Origin of the sequence: Sediminicola luteus (genome assembly GCF_002514735.1) — a bacterium.
Classification (GTDB): domain Bacteria; phylum Bacteroidota; class Bacteroidia; order Flavobacteriales; family Flavobacteriaceae; genus HQA918.
Genome location: NZ_KZ300476.1, coordinates 778,648 through 794,073 on the forward strand (window position 1 = coordinate 778,648; position 15,426 = coordinate 794,073).

16 protein-coding genes are annotated in these 15,426 nt (G+C 44.2%); 5 read left to right on the forward strand and 11 right to left on the reverse strand.

Annotation, left to right across the window (positions count from 1 at the left end; translation table 11 throughout):
• Positions 1 to 117 precede the first annotated feature (117 nt).
• A complete protein-coding gene (locus tag B7P33_RS03175) occupies positions 118 to 1,380 on the forward strand; it encodes a hypothetical protein (protein ID WP_097440493.1) in 1,263 nt (420 codons plus the stop codon).
• On the forward strand, positions 1,377 to 2,033 hold the full coding sequence (locus tag B7P33_RS03180) for a hypothetical protein (RefSeq protein ID WP_097440494.1): 657 nt from the start codon (positions 1,377 to 1,379) through the stop codon (positions 2,031 to 2,033). Before B7P33_RS03175 ends, B7P33_RS03180 begins: the two co-directional genes overlap by 4 nt.
• Before the next feature lie 2 nt (positions 2,034 to 2,035).
• Here B7P33_RS03180 and B7P33_RS03185 read toward each other — a convergent pair whose 3' ends face one another.
• The 9 genes from B7P33_RS03185 to B7P33_RS03220 all read right to left on the reverse strand — a co-directional run bounded on the left by B7P33_RS03185 (position 2,036) and on the right by B7P33_RS03220 (position 9,649).
• Positions 2,036 to 2,797 (reverse strand): response regulator transcription factor, encoded by a 762-nt coding sequence (locus tag B7P33_RS03185; RefSeq protein WP_097440495.1) that lies wholly within the window; start codon positions 2,795 to 2,797, stop codon positions 2,036 to 2,038.
• A gap of 61 nt (positions 2,798 to 2,858) precedes the next feature.
• Complete coding sequence (locus tag B7P33_RS03190; protein WP_097440496.1) at positions 2,859 to 3,971, reverse strand: BamA/TamA family outer membrane protein; 1,113 nt, start codon at positions 3,969 to 3,971, stop codon at positions 2,859 to 2,861.
• Positions 3,972 to 4,081: 110 nt separating this feature from the next.
• Entirely contained in the window at positions 4,082 to 5,587 is a 1,506-nt protein-coding gene (locus B7P33_RS03195; protein WP_245871625.1) for a sulfatase family protein, read from the reverse strand.
• A gap of 127 nt (positions 5,588 to 5,714) precedes the next feature.
• Positions 5,715 to 5,870, reverse strand: a complete 156-nt coding sequence (locus tag B7P33_RS19305; RefSeq protein WP_172435840.1) for a hypothetical protein — start codon at positions 5,868 to 5,870, stop codon at positions 5,715 to 5,717.
• Positions 5,871 to 6,106: 236 nt separating this feature from the next.
• The gene (locus tag B7P33_RS03200; RefSeq protein ID WP_097440778.1) at positions 6,107 to 6,397 is read right to left on the reverse strand and encodes an ATP-dependent Clp protease adaptor ClpS; all 291 of its coding nucleotides are present in this window, start codon (positions 6,395 to 6,397) and stop codon (positions 6,107 to 6,109) included.
• A gap of 4 nt (positions 6,398 to 6,401) precedes the next feature.
• A complete protein-coding gene (gene prmA / locus B7P33_RS03205; protein ID WP_097440498.1) occupies positions 6,402 to 7,241 on the reverse strand; it encodes a 50S ribosomal protein L11 methyltransferase in 840 nt (279 codons plus the stop codon).
• A gap of 6 nt (positions 7,242 to 7,247) precedes the next feature.
• Positions 7,248 to 7,997 carry a triose-phosphate isomerase gene (gene tpiA, locus B7P33_RS03210; protein WP_097440499.1) on the reverse strand — a complete coding sequence of 250 codons (750 nt, stop codon included), beginning with the start codon at positions 7,995 to 7,997 and terminating at the stop codon, positions 7,248 to 7,250.
• A gap of 6 nt (positions 7,998 to 8,003) precedes the next feature.
• Positions 8,004 to 9,095 carry a BT_3928 family protein gene (locus tag B7P33_RS03215; RefSeq protein WP_097440500.1) on the reverse strand — a complete coding sequence of 364 codons (1,092 nt, stop codon included), beginning with the start codon at positions 9,093 to 9,095 and terminating at the stop codon, positions 8,004 to 8,006.
• On the reverse strand, positions 9,092 to 9,649 hold the full coding sequence (locus B7P33_RS03220) for a DUF1599 domain-containing protein (RefSeq protein ID WP_097440501.1): 558 nt from the start codon (positions 9,647 to 9,649) through the stop codon (positions 9,092 to 9,094). Before B7P33_RS03220 ends, B7P33_RS03215 begins: the two co-directional genes overlap by 4 nt.
• 111 nt (positions 9,650 to 9,760) lie before the next feature.
• Between B7P33_RS03220 and folP the strand changes: the two genes are divergently transcribed.
• Positions 9,761 to 10,585 carry a dihydropteroate synthase gene (gene folP, locus B7P33_RS03225; RefSeq protein WP_097440502.1) on the forward strand — a complete coding sequence of 275 codons (825 nt, stop codon included), beginning with the start codon at positions 9,761 to 9,763 and terminating at the stop codon, positions 10,583 to 10,585.
• Positions 10,586 to 10,887: 302 nt separating this feature from the next.
• The gene (gene cdaA / locus B7P33_RS03230; RefSeq protein ID WP_097440503.1) at positions 10,888 to 11,679 is read left to right on the forward strand and encodes a diadenylate cyclase CdaA; all 792 of its coding nucleotides are present in this window, start codon (positions 10,888 to 10,890) and stop codon (positions 11,677 to 11,679) included.
• Between the two features lie 59 nt (positions 11,680 to 11,738).
• Here cdaA and B7P33_RS03235 read toward each other — a convergent pair whose 3' ends face one another.
• Together B7P33_RS03235 and truA are read right to left on the reverse strand one after the other, a co-directional pair.
• A complete protein-coding gene (locus tag B7P33_RS03235; RefSeq protein WP_097440504.1) occupies positions 11,739 to 13,505 on the reverse strand; it encodes an ABC transporter ATP-binding protein in 1,767 nt (588 codons plus the stop codon).
• Positions 13,495 to 14,256, reverse strand: a complete 762-nt coding sequence (gene truA, locus B7P33_RS03240) for a tRNA pseudouridine(38-40) synthase TruA (protein WP_097440505.1) — start codon at positions 14,254 to 14,256, stop codon at positions 13,495 to 13,497. Before truA ends, B7P33_RS03235 begins: the two co-directional genes overlap by 11 nt.
• Before the next feature lie 175 nt (positions 14,257 to 14,431).
• Between truA and B7P33_RS03245 the strand changes: the two genes are divergently transcribed.
• The gene (locus tag B7P33_RS03245; protein WP_097440506.1) at positions 14,432 to 14,938 is read left to right on the forward strand and encodes a metallophosphoesterase family protein; all 507 of its coding nucleotides are present in this window, start codon (positions 14,432 to 14,434) and stop codon (positions 14,936 to 14,938) included.
• Positions 14,939 to 15,426: the final 488 nt, after the last annotated feature.

Below are 15,426 nucleotides of genomic sequence, written 5' to 3' on the forward strand. Positions count from 1 at the left end.
TCACCTATAGAATCGTAAGATTACCATCCCTTTTTTCAAAACTACACCCGGGTGTAACCCTGGGTGCGGAACCACCAAGTAGATTTGTACCTGTTGAAACCATCAAACGTAATTGTGATGCAAACCATATTCCCTTACATCTTGGCATGGGCATTATCTTTTCTAAATGCAAACCCGAAAGAGGCTTATTTATCTCAAAATCGACAAGACCTAAATGCCACGACTTTCGAGTTCCCGAAGGAGGACTTTAACCTTATTGGTTTTGGGGCTTATCACGGTAGTCAAAAAACGGAAAAAGCCGAATTACGTTTACTGGACCACCTTACCCAAAAAGGCTTGATAGAATACTATATTATTGAGGCAGACTATGCTTTGGCACACTTCTTTAATGTATATCTGGAGTCTGGTGACGACGTTCTTTTAAAAGACCTTATAAAACACTATGGTATTATCATTGGTCAAGACCGCAGCGTGGCCACTTTTCAAAAATGGAAAGCTTTAAAAACCATGAACGATGCCTTGCCCCAACATCAGAAGATCAAGGTTTTGGGCACCGATGTTACCGTGAACTATAAATATGTCGCCAAACATATTCTAGACCTTTGCAACCCTGAGCTTACATTGCGCCCCGCTTATAGTAACATGGCCCGAATGGTGAAGAAGGACACTACCGACTTTTCGGCCCAATACGATAGTTATTCCAAAAAGCTACTCCGCGAATGGGTAGACGATTACGACCTAAACAAGACCCACTATTTCCGCAACAGCCAGCAACCACAGGTTCTAGAGCACCTGGTGCGTAACCTAAAGGCTACTTTTTCAGAATCTCATCGCGAAACCGAAATTTTCAAGAATTATATGGCCTTAGATCGTCTCTACGATTTTAAAAACCATAGACAATTCGCCCGTTACGGATTCTTTCATTTGGAAAAGGACCGGGAGGGTGCCGCGGTTCCCTTTTTCGCCCGCTTAATCGACCAAGGTGTTTATCCAAAAGAAAAGGTATTGAGTGTAATCGGGTATTTTATGGATAGTGAGGTATTATGGGATGTGAATTATGACGAAGAGGGGCACTATGTTTCACACACGAACGAAGGCGGGTTCGGAATTGGGGATTATGAAGACGAATACTTTCGGGGTATTGACCATTTGAAAAAAAGTAAAATATCGGACATGACCCTATTTAGGTTGAATCGCAAACAGTCTCCTTACCATGAAAAGTCACCCGATCTTATTGAAATAATAATGCCCGGAAAAAAATCGAACGGGGAATTAGTGAAGGGTAAGGCCACCACCGACTATTTGGACTATGCCCTGCTCATATCCGACTCTAAAGCCAGTGAACCCTTGGAAACCCTCAATCAAACCAACAAACCATGATGTTAGTCCACACCAAAGAAAAGCAGATCAACACCCAAACCAAAATAGCTACCAGACCCACCCTTCTGCTACCGTTCAATGACCAGTGCTTCACCTTTTTGGAGTGTGCCCTAGCCAGTGGGATAAACGATTATCACCTGATTACCCCTCAATTGGGATGCCATGAAATGCTCTATGCCAAGATTGCGCAGTTAAAAAAAAACTACAGGGAGGCCAACCTAAGCATTCAAGACGTTTCCGGACTGGATGCCATGGCGGTTACCCAAGCTATACTCGTACTTACGGAGCCACCAAATGTCCATATACCGTTGATGCAATTGGCCCTGAAACAAAAGGCAACCATCTTACTCGCACTGAGCTCAAAAGAAAGTGTTCTAGCTATGCTCTTCGACCCCAAACTACTGGAAACCCAGCTTTTTTTGGACAATCCCGATAACTGGACCCAGAAGGCCATTCTAAAATATATAATGGGCCACCATATTTTTTGGGGAAAATCGATCGGTTGGTCGGGCCAAGTTGGCCTAAAAGAAGAAGACATACCCAGTCGTTGGACCAAAGCTGCCTTGGCGGTTCAATTGGTATTGAGGTATGCCCCGGACACCCCTCTTAAACACTTTCCTGAACATTATGCTTTACAAATGCCGGAAATCTAAAACTATATCAATTTGTTATGGGTAGCATAAGACAAGGCCTCACTGATATTGGCCACCTCAAGTTTCTCGAACATTTTCCTTCTATGGAATTTTACCGTGTCGGGCGAAACGAAAAGGGCTTCCGCAATTTCTTTGATGCTAAACCCTCTGGAAGAGTACTGTAAAATTTCCTGTTCCCTTTCGGAGAGTTTTATCTTTTCCTGAACCCGCCAACATTCCGCATCAAAATCATAGAGCATTACCTCATCGGTACCTTGCTTATGTACTTTTACGTTACCCGCATGTTGTTCATTGGATAGGGAGATAACACATAAAGCCTTCCAAACCTGGCCGGTTTCGGTTAGAAAAAGGGGCGTCAGTTTTTGATTGATCATTAAATCTTTCCCCTCTTGGTTACGCAAGCGAAAATCGTAGGTAATGGAATATAGTAAGCGTTCTTCCAACGGCTGTTTTTCGTAAAGATCGAACCCTAAGGTATTTATGCGCAACAAAAGATCTAAATCGGTCTCGGGCACATATTTAAAGTAAAACCCATACCCCATTTGTTGTACTTCTTCGGGGGTATGACCGCAAAGGAACAAGGGGTTGGCCGATACATATTCAAAGCCCTTAACCTGGTAATCAATAATATAAATACTCTTATAGGTGGTTCGGGCAAAAGCCTTAATCGGCGCCAAATAATCCATGGTTTTTCCTTTGTCACTCTCTGACAAGGATCGCACCGTATTTTTCATGGAAAAAAAATCATCTATCTGCTTCGCCATAGATACATAGGAATTTTGAACAAAGCTAAAAAATGAAACCCTTAGACACAACCTGGGAAGGCTAGCGTAACCAAGACGAGCCAACGACCACATAAAAAGCCCAGTCTTCGGGCCCGCGCGCAATATCCATACCCATATCCAAGCCCAATAAGCGGGCAATTTTGTAACGCGCCCCTAGCCCAACGTTCCAAACCAGTTCTTCGGCCTTCATTTGGTCTACCGAGTCAAAGGCAGCTCCCATACCTGTAAATCCGACCAAGCCCCACCTTCTTCCTAATTTTAACGTTTGTTCGGTTTCGAGCATCATGGCCAATTCGCCTTGGTATCTCATAGCTGGCACTCCTCTCAACTCTACATAAGGTTTGGCGTAAAACGGAATTTTCCCTGTCGCCAATTTACCATCAACCCTAAAGGCAGACATCCAATTCGATGCGAATGGGATATATATCTGGTTCAAAACATTGAGTTTTCCCCAATCACGGTCACTTCCCAAAAGCTCTAAATTTTGATCGTATCCCAAATGAAACTTAACTCCTTTGGTAGGAGACAAAAAATTATCGAGGGTATCATATTCAAAATACAGCCCAAGGCCACTACTGAGCATGGACCACTCACGGGGGTCTATGAACTCCCTATCTTCAAACAAAGGAATTTTTGTCTTGTTCAGCCCATACTTGCCTCCTATGAAAAAATCGGAATCTTTAATACGAGTGGCTATTTGTTGTATAAACAAAAAAGTACCCAATCCAATTTCAACCGGTCTGTTTCCAAAGACATAGAACTCTAAGTTTAGATCGGCATAGCCCATTATACCCCTGTAACGAATACGATCTTCGTTCCAAAACCCGTTATAGCCACCACCTCCCAGCCAACTACCATTAGTAGTAACTCCACCTGCTAAAACTGCTATATCTGGCTGATATCCTGGCTTTTTCTTAGGTATGAAATAGAGCCCGGCCCCAATTAACCCATAACCAACGGCCGGTTCGGTCACAGGCACCAAAACAGGTAGTACCCCATTCCCCTTTAAAAGATAATTGCTTAAATCTATGGCACCATCTTCGGCATCACGGAATTTACTTACCGTTATAGTGGTATCTTGGGCGAACCCCAAGTTTATAAAGAGCCAGCAATATAGTATGGCCGTCCCCCACTTTATGGGTTGAATTTTCATTTGGTTTGTATAGGTAGGATAAATCTAATACAAATATAAGTTTCACAACTAAGAAACAAACTATTTGCGATAAAAAAACATCCATACCGATAAACCTTCTTCTGTTGTTATCAATCTTCGTCTATCAGGCGCTTGTATTCGGCCCAAAGCTCTTGTGCCTTAGCTGCTTGGCTAGGCGCTAAATTGTTTTGTTGGCCCGGATCCGATGGTAAATGATATAATTGCAGTGCTTTACTAAATCCGGTTTCCATATCTACACCCCAGGTAATTTTTTTAGGACCATTATGCGGGGGGATCAATACATAATCGCCTTTTCGCATAGCGGTCCTATGTCCTACAGCCTCGATAATAAGACTTTCGCGCCCCTGTTCCGAACGACCCATTAAGGCTTCTAAAATATCGATACTGTCCGTTTCCGGGTTCTGTACTTTTACAAGGGTAGCCAACGAGGCCAAAAGATCTACTTGGCTTACCAAGGCTTCGGATACCCCTGGTTCGACCGTACCCGGCCATGACACCAAAAAGGGTACGTGGGTTCCTGCTTCGAACAGGCTATATTTCCCGCCACGATAAGGCCCCCAAGGCGTATGGTCGCCCAATTGCTCTGCAGCTTGATCGAAATAACCATCGTCCAATACCGGACCATTGTCACTCGAAAAAATAATCAGGGTATTCTTATGGAGCCCCGCTTCCTCCAAATAATCTAAAAATTGACCTATACACCAATCGGCCTCCAAGATGGCATCGCCGCGTGGCCCCATTCCCGACTGGCCTACAAATCGCTTATGGGGTACTCGTGGTACGTGGGGCTGATGCAGGGCATAGTATAAAAAGAAAGGCCTGTCTTGGACCTTCTTTATAAAGGCAATGGATTTTTCCAAAAAAAGATCAGACATATCCTCATCAACCCATTGGGCGCTTTTACCACCTTTTTGAAAACCTATGCGGGACACTCCGTTATTGATGCTTCCATCATGACCATGACTATACTTTACCTTTAGCAATTCAGGGTTTTCCTTCCCAGTGGGTTCTCCCTCAAAGTTGGTCTTATAGCTGGTATACAGGGGGTCGTTGGCGTTTAGGCCTTCTACTTTACCATTATCGACATATACATTGGGCACCCTATCGTTGGTCGCTGCCATAATGTACGCATCATCGAAACCGATCTCGTTGGGTCCCGGGCCAATATTGGAGTTCCAATCTACCTGTCCATTTCCTAAACCTAAATGCCATTTACCTACGACCCCTGTTCGATAACCAGCTTGCTTTAAAAGTTTAGGAAGATTGATGGGTTCGGGATCGATTAGCAGTGGGGCATCGCCGGAGAGTACTTGGGCCTTTTGGTTTCGCCAAGGATATAAACCCGTTAAAAGGGAGTATCGACTTGGGGTACAGGTAGCCGAGGTCGCATAACCGTTTTCGAAAAGAATGCCGTTTTGGGCGATCCTATCGATATTGGGGGTTTGTAGTTTACCTTGGCCGTAAGCGCTTACATCGCCAAACCCTAAATCATCCATATATATTATTACGATATTCGGTTTTTGGTGAATTTGCTGTGCGGTAACACTTACAGATAACCCCAAAAGACTTAGTAATAAAAACAAATACGATCGCATACCCATATTTTTTCCAAAAAATAATGTATTCCATGGAATGCCATTACATTCTTAGCTAAACGACCCTTTTAAAACAACAAAACCCCGCTGTTACCAGTGGGGTTTGTCAATAGCATAGAAACAACAACTATTCCATTTCTTTTTGGAGGTACGTGTTATAGTGATGTAACATCATTAGGGCAAAAAGGCAGTGTACCGCAAAATGAAGCGCTCCATCCACTAAAAATTCGTTGGTCACACGAATATTCAATGCATCGCGCATGATCATAGTCGCTAATGACATAATACTTGTAAATACTATGGCATATATTGTAAAAAGAATTCTATTGTCTTTCAAGGCTCAAGAATTTTACACAACTAATATAGCGCAATAAAAACCATAACAGCCTCGCAAATAAATACGTGCGACAAACTAGGAATAAGTGTATGTGTTGAAGGAATTTTCGTTCCTAGTCAAAAAGAATATCTAACCATGTTAAACAAAAAACGCTTTTATAAAATACGTTATTCGTTTACAAACTACAAGATTTCCGCCGAAAGCCCGGCATCTAAAAGGGCACTACAGCGCGGCTTTAAATCGGTAAGCTCACCTGTTTTCACAGTACATTTACCTTTATAATGAACAATTATGGCACATTGTTCGGCCTGTTCAGGAGTATGCTCACAAACATATACCAAGGTTTCTATAACATGGTCGAAGGTATTAACATCGTCATTGAACAACACCAGTTCGTTCAAGTGTTTTTCATCGGTAAGTACCGCCGTTTCTTCTTGACCCTCCTCCTGATATCCAAAGCGTAACTTTTCCATACTGCTAAAATACATATTTGGCTCCAATCCAGTTGTTTCGTTCAAAGTTATGGTCCAAGGTTAGGCCATGTTTGGCACACTCCTCAGAAATCATAGGTATATCTTCACTATAAAAACCACTCAACAAAAGCACTCCTTTTTTGTCTAGAACTTGGGCGTACTTCGTAATATCGTTCAGTAATACATTTCTATTGATATTGGCAATGATCAAATCGTAGGTTTGTTCCCCCAATTTTTCGGCCCCGCCCAAAATCACTTCGGTCTTAGTGCAGGCGTTACGAGAAACATTTTCCTGTGAATTTTCGAAACACCAGTCATCAATATCGATAGCGTGTACCAATGAGGCTCCTTTTTTTTCGGCCAAAATACCCAAAACACCGGTGCCACAGCCCATGTCCAACACCGTTTTGCCCTGGAGATTCAAACCGAGTATCTGCTTGATCATTAAGTGGGTGGTGGCATGGTGCCCCGTACCAAAACTCATTTTGGGCTCTATAATCAAATCGAAGTCGAGGTCAGGTCTAGGATTATGGAAGGGCGCCCTAACCGAGCATTGACCAGCTACCTCTATGGGTTCAAAATTACTTTCCCATTCTTTGTTCCAATTCTGTTGGGGCACTTCTCTTTGAACCCAGGAAACAGAACAAAATCCGCCTTGGAGCAACCCAATACCCTTAAAGGCGGATTCTTGATATTCTTCTTTGGCAACATAGGCCAGAAAACCGGTATCGGTCTCCATAAAACTTTCAAAACCTATGGCACCCAATTCGGCCATGAGCACATCGGAACCCGGTTGTAGGGGCTCTACTTTAAAATCGAATTCCAGATAAATCGCGTCGGCCATATATGCTTAAATACTATCGACAATGGCTTTAAAATCGGCTACTTTCAACGAAGCGCCACCAATCAATCCACCATCTACATCGGGTTTGGAGAAAATTTCCTTGGCGTTGGCAGGTTTTACGCTACCTCCATATAGGATAGATACACCATTGGCCAACTCGGCATCATAGGCCTCGGTAAGACTCTTACGAATAAAGGCGTGCATTTCTTGGGCCTGTTCGGGGCTGGCCGTTTCGCCGGTACCAATGGCCCAAACGGGTTCGTAGGCCAAAACGATCTGCTTCCATGCGGCCGCATCTAATTTGTATAAGGCGTTTTTCAACTGGCTACCCACCACCTCGAAATGGCGATCGGCCTGACGCTCTTCCAATTCTTCACCAAAACAGAAGATTACCTGCATACCCTTGGCCAAGGCTTGGTTCACTTTCTTTTCCAATAAGGCATCGTCTTCACCAAAATAGGCACGACGTTCTGAATGGCCCAAGATTACAGTCTGCACCCCAATGCTTTGAAGCATATCGGCAGAAATCTCGCCGGTATAGGCTCCCGAATCGGCAAAGTGCATATTTTGGGCCGCTACTTCTATTGGACTATTTTCGGTCAATGTTACGGCATTGGCCAGATTTACGGCCGTTGGGGCGATAACCACCTGGGCATCGGTATTGGAAATCGCATCTACCAAACCTTGCGCCAAGGCTTGGGTCTCACCTGCATTGTTGTTCATTTTCCAGTTCCCGGCTACTATTTTAGCTCTCATAATTTTTTAATTGAGGTTAATATGGTCTATATCGTTATAATGTACTTTTTGAACTATGGTTCCCTTTTCCAAGACCAATATGCCCGGATTGGAACGCACAATGGTCTTTAAAGCGGTTTGATCGGTAAAATAAAAGGGGATACCCGTACTTTGGGTTACGGTCCCGGTGAGGTTCTCCCCAGATGCCGAGAGTCCGATTACCTTATAGCCTGCCGCTCTGGCTTTTTTCGCCAGTTGGCCCACCTCGGCAAAGGCCGCCTGCTCACTTTTGGCCATATCGTATGAGATTACGACCAGTAGTTTTTCCTCGGCCATAAAGACACTGGTTTTATCTTCCCCGTCTTCTTCCATGGTAAAATCGTGGATCGGGGGCTCATAACCTTTCTGGATCTCTTTGGTCTCTACCCCAACGAACTCCCCTGGAGATTCGGGATAGGCCCCATTGGTTACATATGATTTCTCGCCATCGGCTTCCTTAAAGGTCCATGTATATTCGAATACGGGCTCAGGTGCCCCTTCCGGTATGCTCATGCCGGCTTCTATATTGGCCCCGATTTTATAAGGTCTAAAATCTACACTGGGCAAATGGTTCAATACATGATAGGCGAAGAAGGCACAGCCTAAAAGACTGGCCACTACGATTCCTTTTTCCAATTTAGCGGGTAAAAATGGTTTGATATACGCTTGGCCCTTGACCAATATGAGTATCAACACCAGTAGGATTACATCTTTACCAAAAGACTCCCATGGGGTCAGTTTAACCGCATCGCCAAAACACCCACAATCGGTCACTTTGTTGAAGTAGGCGGAATAAAACGTTAAAAAGGTAAAGAAGACGATCATACCCAACAGGCTCCACAAAGTGAATTTCTTTTGGAACCCCAGTAACAGGAATACGCCCAAAACCACCTCAAAAATGACCACGAAAATACTTAAGGCCAAGGCATGGGGTTCCAAAAAAGGAATATCCAAAACCTGAGCACTGAAATATTCTTCCAATTTAAAGGAAAAGCCCAGCGGGTCGTTCAGTTTGATCAAACCACTGATGATAAACAGTACCCCGACAAAGACACGTGAAACCCCTACTAAATATCTCATGATTGCTGATTTTCTTCCGATTCGTTTAGGTGGATCATGGCAAATACGGCATAGTTGACCATGTCTTGATAATTGGCATCGATACCTTCACTCACCAAGGTTTTGCCTTGGTTGTCTTCAATCTGCTTTACCCGAAGTAGCTTTTGCAAGATCAAATCGGTAAGGGAGCTTACCCGCATTTCGCGCCAAGCTTCACCATAATCGTGATTTTTGGCCTCCATTAAACCTTTGGTAATGCTGGTCTGCTTATCGAAAAGGGCCACAGCCGCTTCAGTATCTAAATCGGGTTGTTCTACCACTCCGAGCTCCAATTGTATCAAGGCCATGATACTGTAGTTGATGATACCGATAAACTCGGAACGTTCGCCTTCATCAACCTTACGCTCTATATTTTCCTGTAAACCACGAATCCGTTGGGCCTTAATGAAAATCTGGTCGGTAAGCGAAGGCAAGCGCAGTATACGCCAAGCACTGCCGTAATCGCTCATCTTTTTTTCGAATAATGCACGGCAATGGTCTATAACCGCATCATACTGCTCCGAGGTACGTTGCATATATTGGAATTTGCGTAAATTTCGGTCAAAATTTCCAATTGGTCAACCACCCGCAACAGAAGTGGGGAATATGCAAACAAACGACCCAAAATTTACGAAAACAAACCACCTATGACCCTAAACTGCAACGGTTTTCTAATGGATCTGCAAGTCCCTAAGATCATGGGCATCTTAAACCTAACCCCAGATAGTTTTTACGATGGTGGTAAAGCCAAGGATTTGGATTCTTTATTAAAACGGGCCGAAGCTATGCTGAACGCCGGCGCCCACTTTTTGGATCTAGGCGCCTACAGTTCCAGACCTGGGGCCGATTTTGTCTCGGAAGATGAAGAAGCCCGCAGATTGTTAGGGGTGGTTGAAGCTTTGATGCAGCATTTTCCGGAGGCCTTATTATCCATAGACACCTTTAGGGCCAAAATTGCCCAAGAAGCCTTGGATCGGGGGGCCGCCCTGATCAATGATATTACGGCCGGCCATGGCGATGAAGCCATGCTGAGCACTGTAGGCAAGTACCTGGCACCTTATGTGATGATGCATATGCGTGGCACACCCCAAACCATGCAACAGCATACCGATTATGATGACCTTATGGGGTCGATCTTCAAGTATTTTAGCGAACGCATACAGGCGGCCTATCTGAACCAAATACAGGATGTGATCTTGGATCCCGGTTACGGTTTCGCCAAGACTTTGGAACAAAATTATAAGCTACTAAAGCACGCTAGCGAATTATTGGTTTTTGAAAAACCTGTCCTAACAGGAGTTAGCAGAAAATCGATGATTTACAAACTATTGGATACCGACCCAGAAAAAGCCCTGAACGGCACTACGGCCCTACATATGATCGCCCTACAGCAAGGCAGTAAAATCCTAAGGGTACACGATGTCGCGGAAGCGGCGGAGTGTATTCGGATTTATGAAATGTTGGGCCCCTAACCCCCAAAGGGGAAATTGAAAGTTCGAAGTTCGAAGTACGAAATTCGAAGATTCAACTTAAATTAATCGAACAAATGGTACTATTTTCGGTTCCCTAGGCCCTGAGCGGGAAAGGTTAGCAAAAGACAAGCATATTAATTGAAAAAACAGAATCAAAGGTTACCATCACCCCCAACCCCTCTCCCTGAGGGAGAAGGGAAAAAGCAGAATGGTACACCCAATAGTGTTTTCGAATAATAGTAAGAAAAAACTCTTCGGCCTATTCTTGAAAGTTTTGCTACTTTTACGAAAAGCTTACACTTTTGGAATTCCTCAATTTCCTGGATTTTCGGATTACCGATTTTATCGACATCTTTTTGGTGGCCCTGCTACTGTATTATATCTACAAACTGGTAAAAGGTACGGTGGCCATCAACATTTTTATTGGTATCGTTATCGTATGGGCCCTATGGAAACTGACCGAATTGCTCGAAATGAAAATGATCAGCAGTATGGTCGGGGCTTTTATGAATATCGGACTTTTGGCCTTGATCATCGTTTTTCAGCAAGAAATACGGAAGTTCCTTTTACTAATCGGTTCTACCAATTTTGCCAAAGGCCGGAATTTTGGCAAGTACTTTAAGTTTATCAAACCTCAAGACGGATTGGTTTCGGCACTAAACACCCAAGGTTTGGTGGAGGCCTTGAAGAAAATGGGGCAGTCGAAAACCGGTGCCCTTATGGTTATCGGGCGTACGCATTCCCTTGACTTCGTTAAAACCACGGGCGACCATATGAACATTGAGGTTACCCAGCCCATAATAGAGAGTATCTTTTACAAAAACAGTCCGCTACACGATGGGGCGGCCATTATAGAGAACAATCAGATCGTGGCTACCCGGGTCATATTGCCGGTTTCCAACGAAAGATCTATTCCGCTTAGGTATGGCCTGCGCCATAGGGCCGCTGTGGGTATTACCGAAAAAACTGATGCCTTGGCCCTTGTGGTCAGTGAAGAGACCGGAAATATTTCCTATATCAAAAACGGGGAATTCGTAGTCTTTAAAAATTACGAAGCATTGGAAGAGCAGCTCAAAAAGGATTTATTGGATTAGGGTTGGAATTGAGACTTTAGACTTTAGAAAACCAAACAATCCGAAATAAAGCAAAGCCTTTAGGCGGTTTCCTCTTCCATAAACTGGGCCTCGTAGAGCTTCTTGTAATAGCCCTCACCTTTTAACAGTTCGGTATGGGTACCCATTTCAACCACATTACCGGCTTCCATTACCAATATCTTATCGGCCTTTTTTATCGTTGCCAAGCGGTGTGCGATAATGATCGAAGTCCGGTCTTTGGTAATGTTCTCCGTGGCTTTTTGGATCAATTGCTCAGAGTAGGTATCTACCGAAGATGTGGCCTCATCAAGAATAAGGATACTCGGATTACTGACATAGGCCCGTAGAAACGATATTAACTGCCGTTGCCCACTGGAGAGCATACCCCCACGTTCCTTAACGTTAAAGTCGTAGCCGCCCGGTAGACTGTCTATAAAATCGTGTACCCCTATGGCCCGGGCGGCTTCCGCCACCATTTCTTTGGTAACCGTAGGGTTCTTTAACGAAATATTGTTCCCCACCGTATCGGCAAAAAGGAATACATCCTGTAATACCACTGCGATTTTAGAACGTAGGCTTTTCAATGAAAAATCACGTATCTCGGTACCGTCGATCAATATTTTCCCGGAATCTATATCGTAAAACCTATTGAGCAGATTGATTATGGTTGATTTCCCAGCACCTGTGGCACCAACAATGGCAATAGTCTCCCCCGCCTGCACATCGAACGAAATGCCGTGCAGCACTTCTTCGCCTTCTATATAACTAAAGCGTACGTCTTGAAAAGAAAACTGTCCTTTTAACTCCTTGGCCTCTACGCTTCCGGTATCGTTTATAAAACTATCGGTATCTAAAATGGTAAACACCCGATTTGCGGCCACCATACCCATCTGAAGGGTATTGAACTTATCGGCAATCTGTCGCAGCGGCCTAAACAACATACTGGAAAGCAGAATAAAGGAGAAAACCGCCCCAAAGGTACCCACATCGCCACTAGCCACACTTTGCCGGGCCCCAAAATAGACGATCAAACCTATGGTGATAGAGCCTACGATCTCGGCCACGGGAAAGAAAATGGAGTTATACCATACGGTGCGTAACCAGGCCTTTTTATGCTTTTCGTTAATTTCTTCGAACTTTTGGAATTCAATATCCTCGCGATGGAACAACTGTACGATCTTCATTCCGGTAATACGCTCTTGCACAAAGGAATTTATTTGGGCCACCTGCGCCCTTACTTCTATAAACGCCCCCTTCATAGCCCGTTGGAACAGTCGGGTAGCATATAAAAGAATTGGGAGTACCGCGAAAACGATGAGTGCCATCTTCCAATTCATATAGAGCATTACACCCATTACCACCAACATTTTCAGTAAATCGGCCACGATCACGAAAAAACCCTGACTGAATATTTCCCCGATACGTTGCATATCGCCCACGGCGCGGGTAACCAAAACCCCAACGGAAGAGGTATCGAAATACTGCATTTTAAAACGCATCATACGCTCGAACAAAGCAATACGGACATCTTTAATGACCGATTCGCCCAACCAATTGGCAAAATAGGTAAACAACACCTGACAAGTAACCTCGGCAAAATACACCGCTACCATAATCAAGACCAGGTTTAAAAGTAGTGTCCCATCTTTATGGGTTATGGCCTCGTCTACCACCCTACCCAGCAATACCGGATTGGCCACAGCGAAAACCGACAACAATATTGCCGCCAAGCTAACCCCATAGAAAGTGGCCCTATACGGTTTGGTATAGGTAACTACCCTACGCAGTAGTTTAAAATCGAAAGCTTTACCTTGGTTAGTGTCCATGTTCGTTTTCTAGATAGATGTGAGATGGGTAAGCCACCTCGGTCAAATATAAGCCTTTGGCAGGTACCGATACCCCTGCCCTACCTCGATCCTTCGAGGCTAAAATCGTTTCAAGATCTTGCAGCGACCACCTTCCCTTGCCAATTTCCAATAGGGTACCCACTACGGCCCGTACCATATTCCGTAGAAAACGGTCAGCCGAAATGGTAAAGATCAAGGTATGCCCTTCCCAACGCCAATAAGCCTCGGAAATGGCACAGATATAGGTTTTTACATCGGTATGGGCCTTGGAAAAACACTCAAAATCGGAATGTTTAAGCAATTGTTCCCCGGCCGCATTCATTAAAGCCACGTCCAATTCGGCCCTTAGGGTATAGGCCCCATCTTGTAAAAAAGGATCTTTGCGCATGCTTACCCAATACTCATAAGTACGTGAACTGGCATGAAAACGCGCATGGGCATCCGGTACTACCGGCCTTATATGGTATACCCCAATATCCTCGGGCAAAAAAGCATTTAACCTGTAGATGAAATGTTCCCAGTCGGTTTCCGTTTCCCAATCGAAATGGGCCACCATATGACGGGCATGTACCCCGGCATCGGTTCGTCCGGCACCGACCAAAGCCAATTCTTGCCCCAGGAGCTTGGACATGCGGTCTTCCAAAACCTCTTGAACGGTTATGGCATTAGGCTGTCTTTGCCAGCCATGATAGGCGCGGCCGTGGTAAGAAAAGGAAATAAAATATCTCAAGTGAATGCGTTACTTTTACCCGATAATCTTGCCAACTGACAAGTTTCGCGAGTTTTAAAATCCCGGCACAACAAATGCTCGAACCTTCGGGCCAGTCAGCGGGAGATTTATTACAAATATATCGGGATTACCGTATTTCTTGGTGCCAAACCAAAAATTTTAGATCTTTTTAAGAATGACGAAAATCTTACTGCTCTCCGATACCCATGGCCATATAGACGATGCCATTCTAAAGCATGCGGCTTGGGCCGATGAAATCTGGCATGCCGGGGACATTGGACAACTTGCGGTAACCGATGCATTACAAGCTATTAAGCCCCTGAGAGCGGTGTTTGGCAATATTGATGACCATACCGCCCGAAAGGAATTTAAAGAGAATCTGTTATTTTCCTGTGAGCAAAGCCAAGTTCTGATGACCCATATTGGGGGCTATCCGCCTAAATACAATCCGCGTAGCAGACCACTTATAGACCAACACCAACCCAAAATCTTCGTCTGTGGGCATTCGCATATTTTAAAGGTACAATGGGACAAAAAACGGAATCTACTCCATTTAAATCCGGGTGCCTGTGGCCATCACGGTTTCCATCAAATGCGTACTATGCTGCGTTTCGTAATCGAAGGGCCCAACATAAAAGATATGCAGATTGTTGAGTTGGGTAAGCGGGGCAGTTTGGGTTAATCTAACTTCAACTTCTTTTAAGGACGAAGTCGGAGGGACGATGTGGGAAGGCGGGAAGCATGAAGTCTTGAACCCTTCAAACTATATACCTGGTCAAACCATTAACTATAAACTCTACCAAGTACGAAGTACGAAGTAGAAACTTTAAAGTTGTATTACCCTACAACTCCAAACCCATAACTCGTTTATTTTCCTGTTTATGGCTCATAGTTGGCTGGTTTATAGCTCTATTCTTGATAGAATTCTCCGTAAAACCTGAGTGACGACCAAATTTATAACTAAAAACACGCGTTAAGATTGGCAAGGCATTATTGAAATTCGCGTCAGCTTTTGGAAATGATTCTATTTGAAAATCGGAATTTTGACACGAACATGCCGAGTGAGGAGTTCCAAATGTGCCATTTTTTTTGGCTACTCAAAGAACCCTAATTACCATCAAACAAAAAACCCGGACAAAAAGCCCGGGTCTTGCGCACTAATACTACTAA

Bases quoted from the DNA above. Each gene is read 5' to 3' on its own strand.
- B7P33_RS03175 (WP_097440493.1), top strand. From the start codon at position 118: ATGCAAACCATATTCCCTTACATCTTGGCATGGGCATTATCTTTTCTA.
- B7P33_RS03180 (WP_097440494.1), top strand. From the start codon at position 1,377: ATGATGTTAGTCCACACCAAAGAAAAGCAGATCAACACCCAAACCAAA.
- B7P33_RS03185 (WP_097440495.1), bottom strand. From the start codon at position 2,797: ATGGCGAAGCAGATAGATGATTTTTTTTCCATGAAAAATACGGTGCGA.
- B7P33_RS03190 (WP_097440496.1), bottom strand. From the start codon at position 3,971: ATGAAAATTCAACCCATAAAGTGGGGGACGGCCATACTATATTGCTGG.
- B7P33_RS03195 (WP_245871625.1), bottom strand. From the start codon at position 5,587: ATGCGATCGTATTTGTTTTTATTACTAAGTCTTTTGGGGTTATCTGTA.
- B7P33_RS19305 (WP_172435840.1), bottom strand. From the start codon at position 5,870: ATGTCATTAGCGACTATGATCATGCGCGATGCATTGAATATTCGTGTG.
- B7P33_RS03200 (WP_097440778.1), bottom strand. From the start codon at position 6,397: ATGGAAAAGTTACGCTTTGGATATCAGGAGGAGGGTCAAGAAGAAACG.
- prmA (WP_097440498.1), bottom strand. From the start codon at position 7,241: ATGGCCGACGCGATTTATCTGGAATTCGATTTTAAAGTAGAGCCCCTA.
- tpiA (WP_097440499.1), bottom strand. From the start codon at position 7,997: ATGAGAGCTAAAATAGTAGCCGGGAACTGGAAAATGAACAACAATGCA.
- B7P33_RS03215 (WP_097440500.1), bottom strand. From the start codon at position 9,095: ATGAGATATTTAGTAGGGGTTTCACGTGTCTTTGTCGGGGTACTGTTT.
- B7P33_RS03220 (WP_097440501.1), bottom strand. From the start codon at position 9,649: ATGCAACGTACCTCGGAGCAGTATGATGCGGTTATAGACCATTGCCGT.
- folP (WP_097440502.1), top strand. From the start codon at position 9,761: ATGACCCTAAACTGCAACGGTTTTCTAATGGATCTGCAAGTCCCTAAG.
- B7P33_RS03235 (WP_097440504.1), bottom strand. From the start codon at position 13,505: ATGGACACTAACCAAGGTAAAGCTTTCGATTTTAAACTACTGCGTAGG.
- B7P33_RS03245 (WP_097440506.1), top strand. From the start codon at position 14,432: ATGACGAAAATCTTACTGCTCTCCGATACCCATGGCCATATAGACGAT.